Source organism: Bordetella petrii (genome assembly GCF_000067205.1).
Classification (GTDB): Bacteria; Pseudomonadota; Gammaproteobacteria; order Burkholderiales; family Burkholderiaceae_B; genus Bordetella_A; species Bordetella_A petrii.
Genome location: NC_010170.1, coordinates 1,900,115 through 1,914,934 on the forward strand (window position 1 = coordinate 1,900,115; position 14,820 = coordinate 1,914,934).

The following is a 14,820-nucleotide window of genomic DNA, read 5'->3' on the forward strand; positions in this document are numbered from 1 at the left end:
GCCGCCCGGGCCGATGCCGTGCGATGCCGTCCGTAGACGGCATCATGGCGGACGTTGCGCCGGCCATGCTGCCGCGGAATGCCGCCATGCCCCGGGGTGGGGCCGGCCGCGGCGGCCCGGCGAGACAGGCGCAAATCGTAAGGGTTATACTTTCAGGCCATACGGCTTTCAAGGCTTGTACGCGCCTTCTGCCCCTGCTATCCGCTAAACGGGAAGCCCGTGTCGCGGAAGGTTTTCCTGCATCGTATCGAGTGAAGCACTCGTCAAGGTGAAGCAATATATGTCTTCCGAATCAGAATCCCTTTCCAATTCGTATTTGTTCGGCGGCAACGCCCCATACGTCGAAGAACTGTACGAATCGTATCTCGACAATCCCGGCTCGGTGCCCGACAACTGGCGCGAATACTTCGACCAGCTGCAGCACGCGCCCGCCACCGACGGTCAGGAATCCACCCGCGACCAGGCCCACGCGCCCATCGTCCAATCGTTCGCGCAGCGTGCCCGCACCAATGGCTTCGTGCAGCATTCGGTCCAGCCCGACCTGTCGATGGCCAGCAAGCAGGTGTCGGTACAGTCGCTGATCGCCGCCTACCGCTCGCTGGGCTCGCGCTGGGCCGATCTCGATCCGCTCAAGCGCCGCGAACGCCCGCCCATTCCTGAACTGGATCCGGCCTTCTACGGCCTGACCGAAGCCGACCTGGACCAGACCTACTCGGCCACCAACACGTACTTCACGACCGCCAGCACCATGACGCTGCGCGACATCCTGAAGGCGCTGCGCGACACCTACTGTCGCAGCATCGGGGCCGAGTTCACCCATATTTCCGATCCGGCCGCCAAGCGCTGGATCCAGGAACGCCTGGAAAAATCCTTCGGCGCCGCCACCTACACCGCCGAAGAAAAACGCCACATCCTGCAGCAACTGACCGAATCCGAAGGTCTCGAGCGCTTCCTGCACACCAAGTACGTGGGCCAGAAGCGCTTTTCGCTGGAAGGCGGCGAAAGCTTCATCGCCTCGATGGACGAAGTGGTGAACCACGCCGGTGAATCGGGCGTCCAGGAAATCGTGGTCGGCATGGCCCACCGCGGCCGCCTGAACCTGCTCGTGAACATCATGGGCAAAATGCCCGGCGACCTGTTCGCCGAGTTCGAAGGCAAGCACGCCGAAGGCCTGACAGATGGCGACGTGAAATACCACAACGGCTTTTCCAGCGATCTTTCCACGCGTGGCGGCCCGGTGCACCTGTCGCTGGCGTTCAACCCGTCGCACCTGGAAATCGTCAACCCGGTGGTCGAAGGCAGCGTGCGCGCGCGCCAGGAACGCCGCGGCGACCACGAAGGCAAGCAGGTGCTGCCGGTGCTGGTGCACGGCGACGCGGCCTTCGCCGGCCAGGGCGTGGTCATGGAAACCCTGAACCTGGCGCAGACGCGCGGCTACGGCACGGGCGGCACGCTGCACATCGTCATCAACAACCAGATCGGCTTCACCACGTCCGACCCGCGCGATTCGCGTTCCACGCTGTATTGCACCGACGTGGTCAAGATGATCGAGGCCCCGGTGTTCCACGTCAACGGCGACGACCCCGAAGCCGTGGTGTTCGCCACCAAGCTGGCGCTCGACTACCGCATGCAGTTCAGCCACGACGTGGTGCTGGACATCGTCTGCTTCCGCAAACTGGGGCACAACGAGCAAGATACCCCGTCGCTGACCCAGCCGCTCATGTACAAGAGCATCGGCCACCATCCCGGCACCCGCAAGCTGTACGCCGACAAGCTCACCGCGCAAGGCGTGCTGGCCGAGGGCGAAGGCGACCAGATGGTGAAAGACTACCGCCAGCTCATGGAAGACGGCCAGCGCACCATCGAGCCCGTGCTCACCGACTACAAGAGCAAGTACGCCATCGACTGGTCGCCCTTCATGGGCGCCAAATGGACCGACCAGGCCGACACCGCGGTGCCGCTGGCCGAACTCAAGCGCATCGGCGAACGCATCACCACCGTGCCCGAGGGCTTCACCGTGCACCCGCTGGTGAACAAGCTGCTGAACGACCGCCGCAACATGGCCAAGGGCGAGATGAACCTCGACTGGGGCATGGGCGAGCACCTGGCCTTCGCGACGCTGGTGGCCTCGGGCTACGCGGTGCGCATCACCGGCCAGGACTCCGGCCGCGGCACGTTCACGCACCGCCATGCCGTGCTGCACGACCAGAACCGCGAACGCTGGAACGACGGTACCTACGTGCCGCTGCAGAACGTGTCCGACGGCCAGGCGCCGTTCACCGTCATCGACTCGGTGCTGTCCGAAGAAGCGGTGCTTGGCTTCGAATACGGCTATTCCAGCGCCGAGCCCAACACGCTGACCATCTGGGAAGCGCAGTTCGGCGACTTCGTCAACGGCGCGCAAGTGGTCATCGACCAGTTCATCAGCTCGGGCGAAGCCAAGTGGGGCCGCCAGTCGGGCCTGACGCTGATGCTGCCGCACGGCTATGAAGGGCAGGGCCCGGAACACTCGTCGGGCCGCATCGAGCGCTTCCTGCAGCTGTGCGCCGACAACAACATCCAGGTGGTGCAGCCCACCACGGCTTCGCAGATCTTCCACCTGCTGCGCCGCCAGATGATCCGGCCGTTCCGCAAGCCGCTGGTTATCTTCACGCCGAAGTCCCTGCTGCGCAACAAAGACGCCGGCTCGCCCCTGACCGAACTGGCCGGCGGCAGCTTCCGCCCGGTGATCGGCGAACTCGACGACAGCATCGATGCTTCCAAGGTCAAGCGCGTGCTGGCCTGCTCGGGCAAGGTCTACTACGACCTGGTCAATGCGCGCCGCGAGCGCGAGGCCAGCCACGTGGCCATCGTCCGCGTCGAACAGCTTTACCCGTTCGCCCACAAGTCGTTCGAGGCCGAATTGCGCAAGTACGGCCAGGCGACCGAGGTCGTCTGGGTGCAAGACGAACCGCAAAACCAGGGTCCGTGGTTCTATGTTCAGCATCACTTGTACGAGAACATGGCCGAAGGCCAGAAGCTCGGCTACGCCGGCCGCCCGGCTTCCGCATCGCCCGCGGTGGGCTATCTGGCCAAGCACCAAGAGCAACAAAAGGCCCTGATCGAACAGGCTTTCGCCGCCAAGTACAAAGGCTTCATGCTGACCAAATAAGGTCTGCCGCCGACATCGAACCCCTATTCAACGGAACCCATTACCATGGCTATTACTGACGTCGTTGTTCCCCAATTGTCCGAATCCGTGTCGGAGGCGACCCTGCTCACCTGGAAGAAGCAGCAGGGCGCAGCGGTCGAGGCCGATGAAATCCTGATCGAAATCGAAACCGACAAGGTCGTGCTGGAAGTGCCCGCGCCCGCTTCGGGCGTGCTGTCCGAGATCGTCGAAGGCGACGGCAGCACGGTGACTTCGGGGCAACTGCTCGCCAAGATCGACACGGCCGCCAAGGCGGCCGCCGCCCCCGCGCCGGCCGCCGAGGCCAAGGCTGAGCCGGCCGCCGAGAAGGCTGCCGCCGCGCCGGCGCCCGCATCGAACGCCGCTGCGGGCGTGGCTTCGCCCGCCGCCTCGAAGATCCTGTCCGAAAAGGGTGTAGATCCCGCCACGGTGGCGGGCAGCGGCCGTGACGGCCGTATCACCAAGGCCGACGCCCAGGGTGCCAGCGCGGCTCCCAAGGCTGCCGCCGCGCCGGCTGCGCCTGCCTCGCTGTCGCTCGACGGCCGCCCCGAACAGCGCGTGCCCATGAGCCGCCTGCGCGCCCGCATCGCCGAGCGCCTGCTGCAGTCGCAACAGGAAAACGCCATCCTGACCACGTTCAACGAGGTCAACATGCAGGCCGTCATCGACCTGCGCAACAAGTACAAAGAGAAGTTCGAGAAAGAGCACGGCATCAAGCTGGGCTTCATGTCGTTCTTCGTGAAGGCCGCGGTTGCCGCGCTGAAGAAGTTCCCGCTGATCAACGCTTCGATCGACGGCAAGGACATCATCTACCACGGCTACTTCGACATCGGCATCGCGGTGGGCAGCCCGCGCGGCCTGGTGGTGCCGATCCTGCGCAACGCCGACCAGCTGTCGATCGCCGAGATCGAGAAAACCATTGCCGACTTCGGCAAGCGCGCGGCCGATGGCAAGCTGGGCATCGAAGAAATGACGGGCGGCACGTTCTCTATTTCGAACGGCGGCGTGTTCGGCTCGATGCTGTCCACGCCCATCATCAACCCGCCGCAATCGGCCATCCTGGGCGTGCACGCCACCAAGGAACGCGCGGTGGTCGAAAAGGGCCAGATCGTCATCCGGCCCATGAACTACCTGGCGTTGTCGTACGACCACCGCATCATCGACGGCCGCGAGGCGGTGCTGGGGCTGGTGGCCATGAAGGACGCGCTGGAAGATCCGCAGCGTCTGTTGCTGGACCTGTAAACGGCCTCGGGCAAGGGTCATGTTTTTTCTGTCGCGACAGGCCGGCAAGCCCCGGCATGCCGCTGGCGCTTAATCAAATTCCCTCCATTCGAGATCATCATGTCCAAACAATTTGACGTCGTCGTCATCGGTGCCGGCCCCGGCGGGTACATCGCGGCCATCCGCGCCGCGCAACTGGGTATGTCGGTGGCCTGCATCGACGCCTGGCAGAACGGCCAGGGCGGCCCGGCGCCCGGCGGCACCTGCACCAACGTGGGCTGCATTCCGTCCAAGGCGCTGCTGCAGTCGTCCGAGCACTTCGAGCAGGCCAATCATCACTTTGCCGAGCACGGCATCGAGGTCAAGGGCGTGAGCCTGAAGCTGGACACGCTGATCGGCCGCAAGAACACGGTGGTCAAGCAGAACAACGACGGCATCCTGTACCTGTTCAAGAAGAACAAAGTCACGTTCTTCCATGGCAAGGGCGCCTTCGCGGGCAAGGCTGACGGCGGCTATGCCATCAAGGTTACCGGCACGGCCGAAGAAGACCTGGTAGCCAAGCACGTGGTGGTGGCTACCGGTTCGTCGGCGCGCGAACTGCCGGGCCTGCCGTTCGACGAAAAAGTCGTGCTGTCCAACGATGGCGCGCTGAACATCGATGGCGTGCCGAAGAAGCTGGGCGTGATCGGCGCCGGCGTCATCGGCCTGGAAATGGGCAGCGTGTGGCGCCGCCTGGGTGCGGAAGTCACCATCCTGGAAGCGATGCCGGAATTCCTGGCCGCGGCCGACCAGCAGGTGGCCAAGGAAGCCCTGAAGGCCTTCACGAAGCAGGGCCTGGACATCCAGATGGGCGTGAAGATCGGCGAGATCAAGGCCACCGCCAAGCAGGTTACCGTGCCCTACACCGATGCCAAGGGCGGCGAGCAGAAACTGGTGGTCGACAAGCTGATCGTCTCGATCGGCCGCGTGCCCTACACCGGCGGGTTGAACGCCGAGGGCGTGGGCCTGAAGCTGGACCAGCGCGGCTTCATCGAGGTGGACGGCGATTGCAAGACCAACCTGCCCAATGTGTGGGCGGTGGGCGACGTGGTGCGCGGCCCGATGCTGGCCCACAAGGCCGAAGAAGAGGGCGTGGCGGTGGCCGAGCGCATCGCCGGCCAGCATGGCCACGTGAATTTCGACACCGTGCCGTGGGTCATCTATACCTCGCCCGAAATCGCCTGGGTGGGCAAGACCGAGCAGCAACTGAAGAAAGAAGGCCGCGAATACAAGGCCGGCAGCTTCCCGTTCCTGGCCAACGGCCGCGCTCGCGCGCTGGGCGACACCACGGGCTTTGCCAAGGTCATCGCCGACGCCAAGACCGACGAAGTGCTGGGCGTGCATATCGTGGGCCCGATGGCGTCCGAGCTCATCTCTGAGGCGGTCACCATCATGGAATTCCGCGGCGCGGCCGAAGACATCGCCCGTATCTGCCATGCGCACCCGACGCTGTCTGAAGCCGTGAAGGAAGCGGCGCTGGCGGTGGACAAGCGCGCGCTGAACTTCTGATGCGGTGACGGCAGGCAGGTGTCAGGCTCCCGCAGGGTGCCTGACACCGAAGTGGGGCGGATATTCTTGCAGAGGCCGGATTGCCGATTCGCTTCGGTGTCTGACACCTTCGGAGTCAGACACCTGACGGCACAGCGGTAAATGATGGCCGATTCGCTTCGGTGTCTGACACCTTCGGAGTCAGACACCTGACGGCGCAGCGGTAAATGATGGCCAGTCCGCTTCGGTGTCTGACACATTCGGAGTCAGACACCTGGCGGCACTGCGGTAAATGATGGCCAGTCCGCTTCGGTGTCTGTCACCTTCGGAGTCAGACACCTGACGGCACTGCGGTAAATGACGGCTGGCCCGCTTCGGTGTCTGACACTTTCGGGTCAGGCACCTGACGATGCTTCTATAAATGGTCGAGGCGGCAGGTCCGCCTTTTTTTTGGGTTTGCTGCTGCGACATGAACGTCCGCGAATATTACGAACAGGCACTGGCGGAACGGGGCTATCGGTCCGACGCGGCGCAGAAGCGGGCCGTTGATCGGCTGCAGGCCTACTACGACGATTGGGTCAGCTTCAAGGCCATGCGCTCGAACGCGCTGAAAAAGCTGCTGAACCGGCCCGACGTGCCGCGCGGCGTCTACCTGTGGGGCGGGGTAGGGCGCGGCAAGAGCTTCCTGATGGACGCCTTCTATGCCACGGTGCCGGTGGTGCGCAAGACGCGGCTGCATTTTCACGAATTCATGCGCAGCGTGCATCGCGAGCTGGAAAGCGTCAAGGGCATGCAGGACCCGCTGGACGAAGTGGCGCGCCGGGTGGCCAAGCGCTACCGGCTGATCTGCTTCGACGAGTTCCATGTGTCGGACGTGGCCGATGCCATGATCCTGTACCGCCTGCTGCTCAAGCTGTTCGAATACGGCACCTCGTTCGTGATGACCTCGAACTACGAGCCGTCTACCTTGTATCCCGATGGCCTGCATCGCGACCGCATCCTGCCGGCTATCGAGCTGATCCAGAAGCGCATGGACGTGCTGAACGTGGACGCTGGCGTCGACTACCGCCGCCGTTCCCTGGAGCAGGTGCAGTGCTACCACACCCCCCTGAATGAGCAGGCGCGCGCCGCCCTGCAAGACGCCTTCGACCGGCTGGCCGACACGCCGCCGCAAGAACCGGTGCTGCACATCGAGCACCGCGAGATCCGCGCCCTGGCGCTGGGCGGCTCGGTGGTGTGGTTCGATTTCGCGACGCTTTGCGGCGGGCCACGCTCGCAGAACGATTACCTGGAACTGGCCAACCGCTTCCACGCCGTGATCCTGTCGGACGTGCCACGCATGGGGCCCCGCCAGGCCTCCGAGGCACGGCGCTTCACCTGGCTGATCGACGTGTTTTACGACCACAAGATCAAGCTGATCATGTCGGCCGAGTGCGAGCCCGAGGCGCTGTACACCGAAGGCGCGCTGGCCAACGAGTTCCATCGCACCGTATCGCGCATTCTGGAAATGCAGTCGCGCGAATACCTGGAGTCCGAACGCCGCCTGGCGGCCGGGCTGTAGCGCACCCCCCTGGTTTTGCCATTCTCGACTCCGCCCGCCACGCGATGGCGGCGGCGCCGGCTTGCGTCCAGGAATTGCTGGCGATGACATTAAGAATGATTATAATTCTCAAATTATTCGCAGCACAGAGTCCGCAGTGAAACCTGTACCTGGCGCCAGCCTGGCGCGCTATCGATGGGCCGTGGCCTCGCGCGTGGGCGCGGCCGCGCTGGGCGGCTACGCCCTGGCCTCCGCCACCGCCGCCTGCCTGGCCGTGTGGCTGCCAATGGCGCGGGCCGACGCCGTGCTCACCGGCATGCTGGTGGCTTTTGCGGCTTACGCCATAGGGGCGGCCTGGGTGTTTGCCACCCGCAACGCCTGGCGCGCCTGGGCCGGGATGCTGGGGCCCGCCGTCGTGCTGGCGGCGCTGTGCTGGCTGGGGCGCACGGCGGGGATGGCATGATGGCGCAACCGGCGCGCACCCAGGGCGAAAGCCTGCGGCAGGCGATGTCGTGGCTGCATACGTGGGCGGGGCTGGTGTTCGGCTGGTTGCTGTTCGCCATGTTCCTGACCGGCACTCTGGCGTTCTTCCGTCCCGAGATTACGCATTGGATGCAGCCCGAGATGCCCGCGCGCCAGGCAAGCCTGCCGGCCGCGCAAGCGGCCGAGGTGGCGCAGCGCTACCTGGAACAGCACGCGCCCGACGCGCCGCGCTGGTTCATCAGCCTGCCCAGCGCGCGTGAACCGCTGCTGGGCCTGCTGTACCAGGTGCCCAAGCCGGCGCCGGGCGAGCGCGGCTTCAAGCGCGTGAAGCTGGACCCCGCCACCGGCCAGGCGCTGAAGGCGCGCGAGACGCGCGGCGGCGACTTCCTGTATCGCTTTCATTTCGAACTTGAAATGGGCTTTCCGTGGGGGCGCTGGCTTGCCTCGGTGGCTGGCATGTTCATGCTGGTCGCCATCATCAGCGGGGTGATCACGCACAAGAAGATTTTCACGGATTTCTTTACCTTCAGGCCGGGCAAGGGCGGCCAGCGGGCCTGGATGGACGGCCACAATGTCCTGTCGGTGCTGGGCCTGCCGTTTCACCTGATGATTACCTTCAGCGGCCTGCTGATTTTCATGGCCATGCTGCTGCCGGCGGGCATCTCGGCGGCCTACGACGACCCGCGCCAGTTCACCAACGATATGTTTCCGGCCTTCGCGCCCGCGCCGGCGGGCCAGGGCGCTGCGCCGCTGGTGCCGCTGGGGCAGGTGGTGGAGCGCGCGCAGGCCGAGTGGCAGGGCGGCCGCGTCGGCCGCCTGGTGGTGGCCAACCCCGGCAAGCCGGGCGCCGTCGTGTCGGCCAGCCGCGCCGCCGAAGAACGCATTACGTACGGGCGGGGCGCGCCCAGCCTGCGCTTTGACGGTGTCGACGGCAAGCTGCTGGCGCGCCACGATGCCGACAGCGCGGCCAGAGTGACGGCCGGCGCCATCATCGGCCTGCACCTGGGCCTGTTCGCCGAACCGCTGCTGCGCTGGCTGTATTTCCTGGTCAGCCTGGCCGGCACTGCCATGGTGGGAACCGGGCTGGCGCTGTGGGTGGCCAAGCGCCGTCAGAAGGCCGGCCCGGCCGCCCGGCAGGCGTTTTCGCTGAGGCTGGTCGACGCCCTGAATGCAGGCGCCATCGCCGGCCTGTGCGTGGCCCTGGCGGTGTACTTCTGGGCCAACCGGCTGCTGCCCGTCGAGCTGCCGGGCCGCTCTGCCTGGGAAACCCGCGCCTTCTTCATTGCCTGGGGCCTGGCGTTTGCGCATGCCTTCCTGTTTCGGACCCGCATGTGGCCCGACCTGCTGGCGCTGGCCGCCGGCATGGCCCTGGGCCTGCCCGCGCTCAACGCGCTGACCACCGCGCGTCACCTGGGCGTGTCACTGCCGGCGGGCGACTGGGTCATGGCCGGCTTCGACCTGGCCGCGCTGGCCGCGGGCATCCTGCTGGCGTGGATGGCGCATAAATCGCGCCGGCCGGCCGCCCGATCCGCCCGGCAGCCGACACGCGCCGCGCGGGCGGCCGGGGCCTTGAAAACCGAGGTGAATCCATGATGAGCGTCGCCGCTTTCTGCCTGGCCTATGCCGGCTTTGCCGCCCTTTGCCTGGGCATGGACCGTCACTACGAGGCGGTGTTCGGACGTGCGCTGCCACGCCGCCACCGCGCCCCGCTGCGCGCCTTCGGCTGGGCCGCGTTGGCCCTGTCGCTGTGGGCCTCGGCTGCCGTGTGGGGCTGGCGCTACGGCACGGTTGAATGGATCGGCATCCTGACCCTGGCGGGACTGCTGCTGATCTGGCTGGTCAGTTTCCGTGCGGGTCCGGCGCTGGCCGTGGGCGGCGTCTGCGCCGTGGCGGCGCCGGTGCTGGCCTGGATATAGGCCGCCGGGGCGGCGTTCGCGCCCGACGCGCTACACTGCGGACTTCTCCGCAAACCGCTGTCATTCCGTCCATGAGTACCCGCGTCCTTACTGGCATCACCACCTCCGGCACCCCTCATCTTGGCAATTACGCCGGCGCTATCCGCCCGGCCATTACCGCCAGCACGCAGCCCGGCACCGACGCGTTCTACTTCATGGCCGACTACCACGCGCTGATCAAGTGCGACGACCCGGCGCGCGTGGCCCGTTCGCGTCTCGAGATCGCCGCCACCTGGCTGGCGGGCGGCCTGGACCCCGAACGCGTCACCTTCTACCGGCAGTCGGATATTCCCGAGATTCCCGAGCTGTGCTGGCTGCTGACCTGCGTGACCGCCAAGGGCCTGATGAACCGGGCGCACGCCTACAAGGCGTCGGTGGACCAGAACACGGCCAAGGGCGTGGAGCCCGACGACGGCATCACCATGGGGCTGTTTTCGTACCCGATCCTGATGGCGGCCGACATCTTGATGTTCAACGCCCACAAGGTGCCGGTGGGCCGCGACCAGATCCAGCACCTGGAAATGGCGCGCGACATCGCGCAGCGCTTCAACCACCTGTATGGGCGCGACTATTTCGTGCTGCCCGAGGTGGTCATCGAAGAAGAAGTGGCTACCTTGCCGGGCCTGGACGGCCGCAAGATGTCCAAGAGCTACAACAACACCATTCCGCTGTTCGAGGGCGGCGCCGCCGCGCTGAAAGCCGCGGTCATGCGCATCGTCACCGATTCGCGGCAACCGGGCGAGCCGAAAGACGCCGAGTCATCGCATCTGTACACCATCTATCGCGCGTTCGCCACGCCGGCCGAGTCGGCGGCATTTCGCGCGCAGCTCGAGGGCGGCATGGGCTGGGGCGACGCCAAGCAAGCCCTGTGCGATCGCCTCGAACGCGATCTCGCGCCGATGCGCGAACGCTACCAAGAGCTGATGGCCAACCCGGGACGCATCGAAGACATTCTGCAGGCGGGCGCACAGAAGGCGCGCAAACTGGCTGTTCCGTTCATGGAAGAGCTGCGCCAGGCGGTGGGCCTGCGCGCCGCCGCGGCACCGGCGGGCAAGGCGGCGGGCAAGAAAACCGGCAAGGCCGCGCGCTTTGTCAGTTTCCGCGACGACGACGGCACGTTCCGTTTCCGCCTGCTGGGTGCAGACGGCCAGGAATTGCTGCGCTCGCGCGGTTTCGCCAACCCCAAAGAAGCCGGCGCGCTGCTGCAGCGCCTGCAGGCGCAGGGCGGGCACGATTTCCTGCAGGCCGAGGGCCTGGCCTATGCAGCCGTGCTCGACGGCGACACGGTGGCGCAAGGCCCCCAGGCCGCCGATGCCGCGCAGCGCGATGCCCTGCTGGCGCAGGCGCGTCAGGCGTTGGCTTCGCTGGCGGGCTGACCGGGGCCGATCGGCGCGCTAGCGCGCGCCGCCGGTGGCCACGATGCGGCCGTCCTGAACCTGGAAGCGCGGTGTATTGCCCTGGCCGGCGATTTCCAGCGTGTCGCCCTCGGTGTAGCCAGTAACGTTCGGGCAGTCCAGCCATTCTGGGTTGATGAACGGAAAGTACTTCAGCGTTCCGCTGCCCTGGCTGGCGAACTCAAAGGTAGTGTTGGCCACCACTTCCGGGTCCCATTGGCTGGCGTCGAACACCATCGAGCACGCCGCGCCGATGCGGTAAACAATGCTGGCGCCCATGCTGGCGAAACCCAGCGCGCCCACGTGCAGGCTGGCGCCGTTGACCAGTTCGATAACGCGCGTGCCCAGGCGTTCGAGGGTGACGTGCTTGAACGAGACCTGCACGCCGTCGAGGGTGAGGTGCGCATACTGGCCCAACCTGATCTCTCCATAGGCCGCGGTGGGGCTGATGTTCTGGTCGTTGATGGTCTGCGCCTCGTTGGCGGCGAGCGCAAGAATAGTGCTTTGCATGACGAAGGAGTCTCCGGGATGGCGCGGTCGGGGAAAGCGGCATGACGTGACCGACGCGCGCGCCCCTCGCCAGAACCACGGTTTTCATCCACAGGCGGATGCCCTGGTGAGCAGGGAAATCCGTTTTTATTGTTTTGATACAACTTGATATTTTCGCTTAATTTATCGAGTTGCGCTCACCTTTTTGTGCTACGGTGCTTAGGGATTAACCCGGATTTCCGCGCCTCATCCGCCAGGCGGCCGCGGCTGCGGCCAATTGCACGGCGCCGCCGGCCAGCATGGCCAGCCGCAATCCGGGCATGCCGCTGCCCGCCAGGGTGTAGAGCGAGCCGGACAGCGCCACCCCAAGCGTGGCACCCACCATGCGCGCCACGTTGACCAATGCGCTGGCCGTGCCGGCGCGGGCGGCCGGCACGCTGCTTACCGCGGTGTCCATCAGCGGCCCGGTCGCCAGCCCCATGCCCAGGCCGGTTGCCGCCAGGCCCGCCAGGGCGGGCGCCAGCGCGGCCGAAGCCGCGCCCAGGGCGATCAGCCACAGGCCCGCGCCAATGATCGCCACGCCGCCGGCCGTCATGGCGCGGCGGCCCAGGCGGCCGCAGAGCAGGCCGGACCAGGGCGAGATCAGCACGAACACCAGCGCCATTGGCATCAAGGCCAGGCCCGCCTGCACGGCGTCAAAGCGCCCGCTGTCCTGCCATGCCAGCGGCAGCAGGAACAGCGCGCCGTACATCCCGAACGTCATCGCGGACGTAGCGGCCAGCGCGCCGCAAAACCTGGCGGACCGGAACAATGACAGCGGCACCAGCGCCGCCGCCTCGGCGCGCCGCTCGATGCGGATGAAACCGGCGACGGCCATGGCCGCTACGGTTGCCGCGACCACGGCCAGCCAGGGCGTGGTGTGCGACTCGATTGCCGCCAGGGCCAGCGCAGCCAGCGCCACGGCCGCCATCGCCTGGGCGCCGGCGTCCCAGCGGCGCCCACGCGGATCGGACGATTCGGGTATGGCGCGCCAGGCTAGCGCCATGGCGGCCACGCCCAGCGGGATCGCCGCGAGGAAGATGCCGGGCCATCCGTAGTGCTGCATCAGGATGCCGCCCAGAGTGGGGCCGACGGCCAGGGCCAGGCCATTGCAGGCGGCCCAGATGCCCAGCACGCGGGCGCGCGCGGCGGGATCGGGCCAGCCGACGCGAATCAACGCCAGCGAGGCGGGGATCAACAACGCGGCGCCCACGCCGGCGCCGACGCGCGCGGCCACCAGCGCCGCCACGGAAGGCGCCAGCGCGCAGCCTAGCGATGCTGCGCAGAAGAGACCCGCGCCCAGCAGGAAGACACGGCGCCGGCCCCACAGGTCTGCCAGCAGGCCGCCGGTGAGCAGCAGCGCGGCATAGGCTAGGTTGTAGCTGTCGATGACCCACTGCAATGCCTGCACGCCGGCGTGAAAGTGCAGGCCGACTGCGCGCGTGGCCAGGTTGACGGCCGCCGTGTCGACCTGCGCCACCAGCACCGCCAGGCACAACGCGGCCAGCGCCTGCCTCTGGCGGCGCGAGGCCGCGGGCGCCAGGCGCGCGGCCAGGGTTTGTTCTGTCATGAGCGCGTTTCCGGTTGCATGAGGCCCATTGTGGCGGCGGCGCGGCGGGCGATGTTTCGTCCGCCATCGAAGCGTGCGGCGCTAACATGCAGGTAGAGTCCAGGCCATGACAGGGAGCGCCGCATGACATACCAGCCCGGCTTTGCCGCCACCGCCTTCTTGCTGGCCGACCATGCGCGCGCCGCCATGCTGGCGGCGCTGCTCGATGGCCGCGCGTTGCCCGCCGGCGAGCTGGCGCGCGCCGGGGGCGTGACGGCGCAGACGGCCAGCGCCCATTTGGCCAAGATGCTGGAGGGCGGCCTGCTCGACGTGGAAACGGAAGGGCGGCATCGCTATTACCGGCTGGCCGGCGCGCATATCGCCCACATGCTGGAAAGCCTGTCGGTCATCCAGCCCGAGGCCGCGCGCCCGCCGGCGCTCAGCCCGCAGGCGCGCGAATTCCGCTTCTGCCGGCGCTGCTACGACCATCTGGCGGGACAATTGGGGGTGGCGGTCACCCAGGCGCTGCAAGCGCGTGGCTACCTGCTGGCCGCGCCTGACAAACAGTTCGACATCACCGAGTCGGGCGCGGACTGGTTTGCCGGCATCGGACTCAACGTGGACGCGCTGACGCCTACCCGGCGCGGGCTGGCGCGCCAGTGCCTGGACTGCACCGAGCGGCGCCATCATCTGGCTGGTCCGCTCGGCGTGGCCCTGCTGGCCCTGATGTGCGAGAAGGAATGGCTGCGCAGGGATGCCCGCTCGCGCGCCATTCGCGTCACGCCGCACGGCTGGGCGTGGCTGGACGCGCAACTGGGCATCAAGGCGCCGTCGCTGCCGCTGGCGGCCTGAAGGCCGTGCCGGCAGTGCCGGCCGGCCCGGCTGCGCCGAACGTTATTACCGTGCGGGGCAATTCTTACCGGCAGATCCCGCGCAGATAGCGACCGGGCGTACTCAGCGTTCGGCGCCGCCCTGCAGTTGCGGGATGTTGCCCGCGTCTTCGTGCACTTGCAGGCGGTCGTCCACGCGCTGCACGCCCGTCATGGCGGTCACGGCGGTCAGCAGGGCGTCGTGCTCGGCCGCCAGAATGTGCCCGCTCAAGGTCAGGTCTCCCGCTGTGGCGGTCACGCTGATCGCGCCGGGATGGCTGACCAGGCGTCCCAATTGGGCACGCACGCGTTCCGTTAGCTGGCGGTCGCTGGCCGGCGGCTCGTCCAGGCCGAGCCCGCTGCGGGCGCCAGCCGTCCAGCCACGCACATGGTCGGCCGCCTGCTTGCCTTCGGACAGCAGGCAGTCGGCGGCGTCGTTGCGCAGGGCGGTGAAGGTGTCGCAAAGCAGGGCGCGGCGCCGGCGCCCCAGTTGCGGGTCGAAGTAGTACATCGCCGTGGCGCCGAGCGCCAGCGTGGCAATGCGATTCAGGATGGTCATGCGTCCTCCGCGAGTCAGGGCCATGG

The 14,820-nt window shown here is 67.0% G+C and carries 12 protein-coding genes; 9 read left to right on the forward strand and 3 right to left on the reverse strand.

All coding sequences use genetic code 11. The annotated features are described in order from the left end of the window. The first annotated feature begins 280 nt into the window (after positions 1–280). The 8 genes from BPET_RS09315 to BPET_RS09350 all read left to right on the forward strand — a co-directional run bounded on the left by BPET_RS09315 (position 281) and on the right by BPET_RS09350 (position 11,271). Entirely contained in the window at positions 281–3,151 is a 2,871-nt protein-coding gene (locus tag BPET_RS09315) for a 2-oxoglutarate dehydrogenase E1 component (RefSeq protein WP_012248754.1), read from the forward strand. Positions 3,152–3,196: 45 nt separating this feature from the next. Beyond that, on the forward strand, positions 3,197–4,411 hold the full coding sequence (gene odhB, locus BPET_RS09320) for a 2-oxoglutarate dehydrogenase complex dihydrolipoyllysine-residue succinyltransferase (RefSeq protein ID WP_012248755.1): 1,215 nt from the start codon (positions 3,197–3,199) through the stop codon (positions 4,409–4,411). Positions 4,412–4,510: 99 nt separating this feature from the next. Continuing rightward, entirely contained in the window at positions 4,511–5,938 is a 1,428-nt protein-coding gene (gene lpdA, locus BPET_RS09325; RefSeq protein WP_012248756.1) for a dihydrolipoyl dehydrogenase, read from the forward strand. A gap of 448 nt (positions 5,939–6,386) precedes the next feature. After that, positions 6,387–7,478: a cell division protein ZapE gene (gene zapE, locus BPET_RS09330; protein ID WP_041862833.1), complete on the forward strand. Its 1,092-nt coding sequence runs from the start codon at positions 6,387–6,389 to the stop codon at positions 7,476–7,478. 136 nt (positions 7,479–7,614) lie between these two features. Then, complete coding sequence (locus BPET_RS09335; RefSeq protein WP_012248758.1) at positions 7,615–7,920, forward strand: DUF3649 domain-containing protein; 306 nt, start codon at positions 7,615–7,617, stop codon at positions 7,918–7,920. Next, positions 7,917–9,533 carry a PepSY-associated TM helix domain-containing protein gene (locus BPET_RS09340; RefSeq protein WP_012248759.1) on the forward strand — a complete coding sequence of 539 codons (1,617 nt, stop codon included), beginning with the start codon at positions 7,917–7,919 and terminating at the stop codon, positions 9,531–9,533. Before BPET_RS09335 ends, BPET_RS09340 begins: the two co-directional genes overlap by 4 nt. Beyond that, positions 9,530–9,856 (forward strand): DUF3325 domain-containing protein, encoded by a 327-nt coding sequence (locus tag BPET_RS09345; RefSeq protein ID WP_173376830.1) that lies wholly within the window; start codon positions 9,530–9,532, stop codon positions 9,854–9,856. Before BPET_RS09340 ends, BPET_RS09345 begins: the two co-directional genes overlap by 4 nt. A gap of 71 nt (positions 9,857–9,927) precedes the next feature. Next, positions 9,928–11,271: a tryptophan--tRNA ligase gene (locus BPET_RS09350; RefSeq protein WP_012248761.1), complete on the forward strand. Its 1,344-nt coding sequence runs from the start codon at positions 9,928–9,930 to the stop codon at positions 11,269–11,271. Positions 11,272–11,289: 18 nt separating this feature from the next. Here BPET_RS09350 and BPET_RS09355 read toward each other — a convergent pair whose 3' ends face one another. Together BPET_RS09355 and BPET_RS09360 are read right to left on the reverse strand one after the other, a co-directional pair. After that, entirely contained in the window at positions 11,290–11,799 is a 510-nt protein-coding gene (locus BPET_RS09355; protein WP_012248762.1) for a hypothetical protein, read from the reverse strand. Positions 11,800–12,004: 205 nt separating this feature from the next. After that, positions 12,005–13,387, reverse strand: coding sequence for an MFS transporter (locus tag BPET_RS09360; protein ID WP_012248763.1), 1,383 nt, complete (start codon positions 13,385–13,387; stop codon positions 12,005–12,007). Positions 13,388–13,510: 123 nt separating this feature from the next. Here BPET_RS09360 and BPET_RS09365 point away from each other — a divergent pair, with 123 nt between their 5' ends. Continuing rightward, positions 13,511–14,218, forward strand: a complete 708-nt coding sequence (locus tag BPET_RS09365; protein WP_012248764.1) for an ArsR/SmtB family transcription factor — start codon at positions 13,511–13,513, stop codon at positions 14,216–14,218. A gap of 102 nt (positions 14,219–14,320) precedes the next feature. Here the strand turns inward: BPET_RS09365 and BPET_RS09370 are convergent, their stop codons facing one another. After that, positions 14,321–14,794 carry a BON domain-containing protein gene (locus tag BPET_RS09370; RefSeq protein ID WP_041862834.1) on the reverse strand — a complete coding sequence of 158 codons (474 nt, stop codon included), beginning with the start codon at positions 14,792–14,794 and terminating at the stop codon, positions 14,321–14,323. Positions 14,795–14,820 lie beyond the last annotated feature (26 nt).

Excerpts from the sequence above, each read along its gene's own strand:
- BPET_RS09345 (WP_173376830.1), top strand. The coding sequence starts at position 9,530 with ATGATGAGCGTCGCCGCTTTCTGCCTGGCCTATGCCGGCTTTGCCGCC.
- BPET_RS09350 (WP_012248761.1), top strand. The coding sequence starts at position 9,928 with ATGAGTACCCGCGTCCTTACTGGCATCACCACCTCCGGCACCCCTCAT.
- BPET_RS09315 (WP_012248754.1), top strand. The coding sequence starts at position 281 with ATGTCTTCCGAATCAGAATCCCTTTCCAATTCGTATTTGTTCGGCGGC.
- BPET_RS09340 (WP_012248759.1), top strand. The coding sequence starts at position 7,917 with ATGATGGCGCAACCGGCGCGCACCCAGGGCGAAAGCCTGCGGCAGGCG.
- BPET_RS09365 (WP_012248764.1), top strand. The coding sequence starts at position 13,511 with ATGACATACCAGCCCGGCTTTGCCGCCACCGCCTTCTTGCTGGCCGAC.
- BPET_RS09355 (WP_012248762.1), bottom strand. The coding sequence starts at position 11,799 with ATGCAAAGCACTATTCTTGCGCTCGCCGCCAACGAGGCGCAGACCATC.
- odhB (WP_012248755.1), top strand. The coding sequence starts at position 3,197 with ATGGCTATTACTGACGTCGTTGTTCCCCAATTGTCCGAATCCGTGTCG.
- zapE (WP_041862833.1), top strand. The coding sequence starts at position 6,387 with ATGAACGTCCGCGAATATTACGAACAGGCACTGGCGGAACGGGGCTAT.
- BPET_RS09360 (WP_012248763.1), bottom strand. The coding sequence starts at position 13,387 with ATGACAGAACAAACCCTGGCCGCGCGCCTGGCGCCCGCGGCCTCGCGC.
- BPET_RS09370 (WP_041862834.1), bottom strand. The coding sequence starts at position 14,794 with ATGACCATCCTGAATCGCATTGCCACGCTGGCGCTCGGCGCCACGGCG.
- lpdA (WP_012248756.1), top strand. The coding sequence starts at position 4,511 with ATGTCCAAACAATTTGACGTCGTCGTCATCGGTGCCGGCCCCGGCGGG.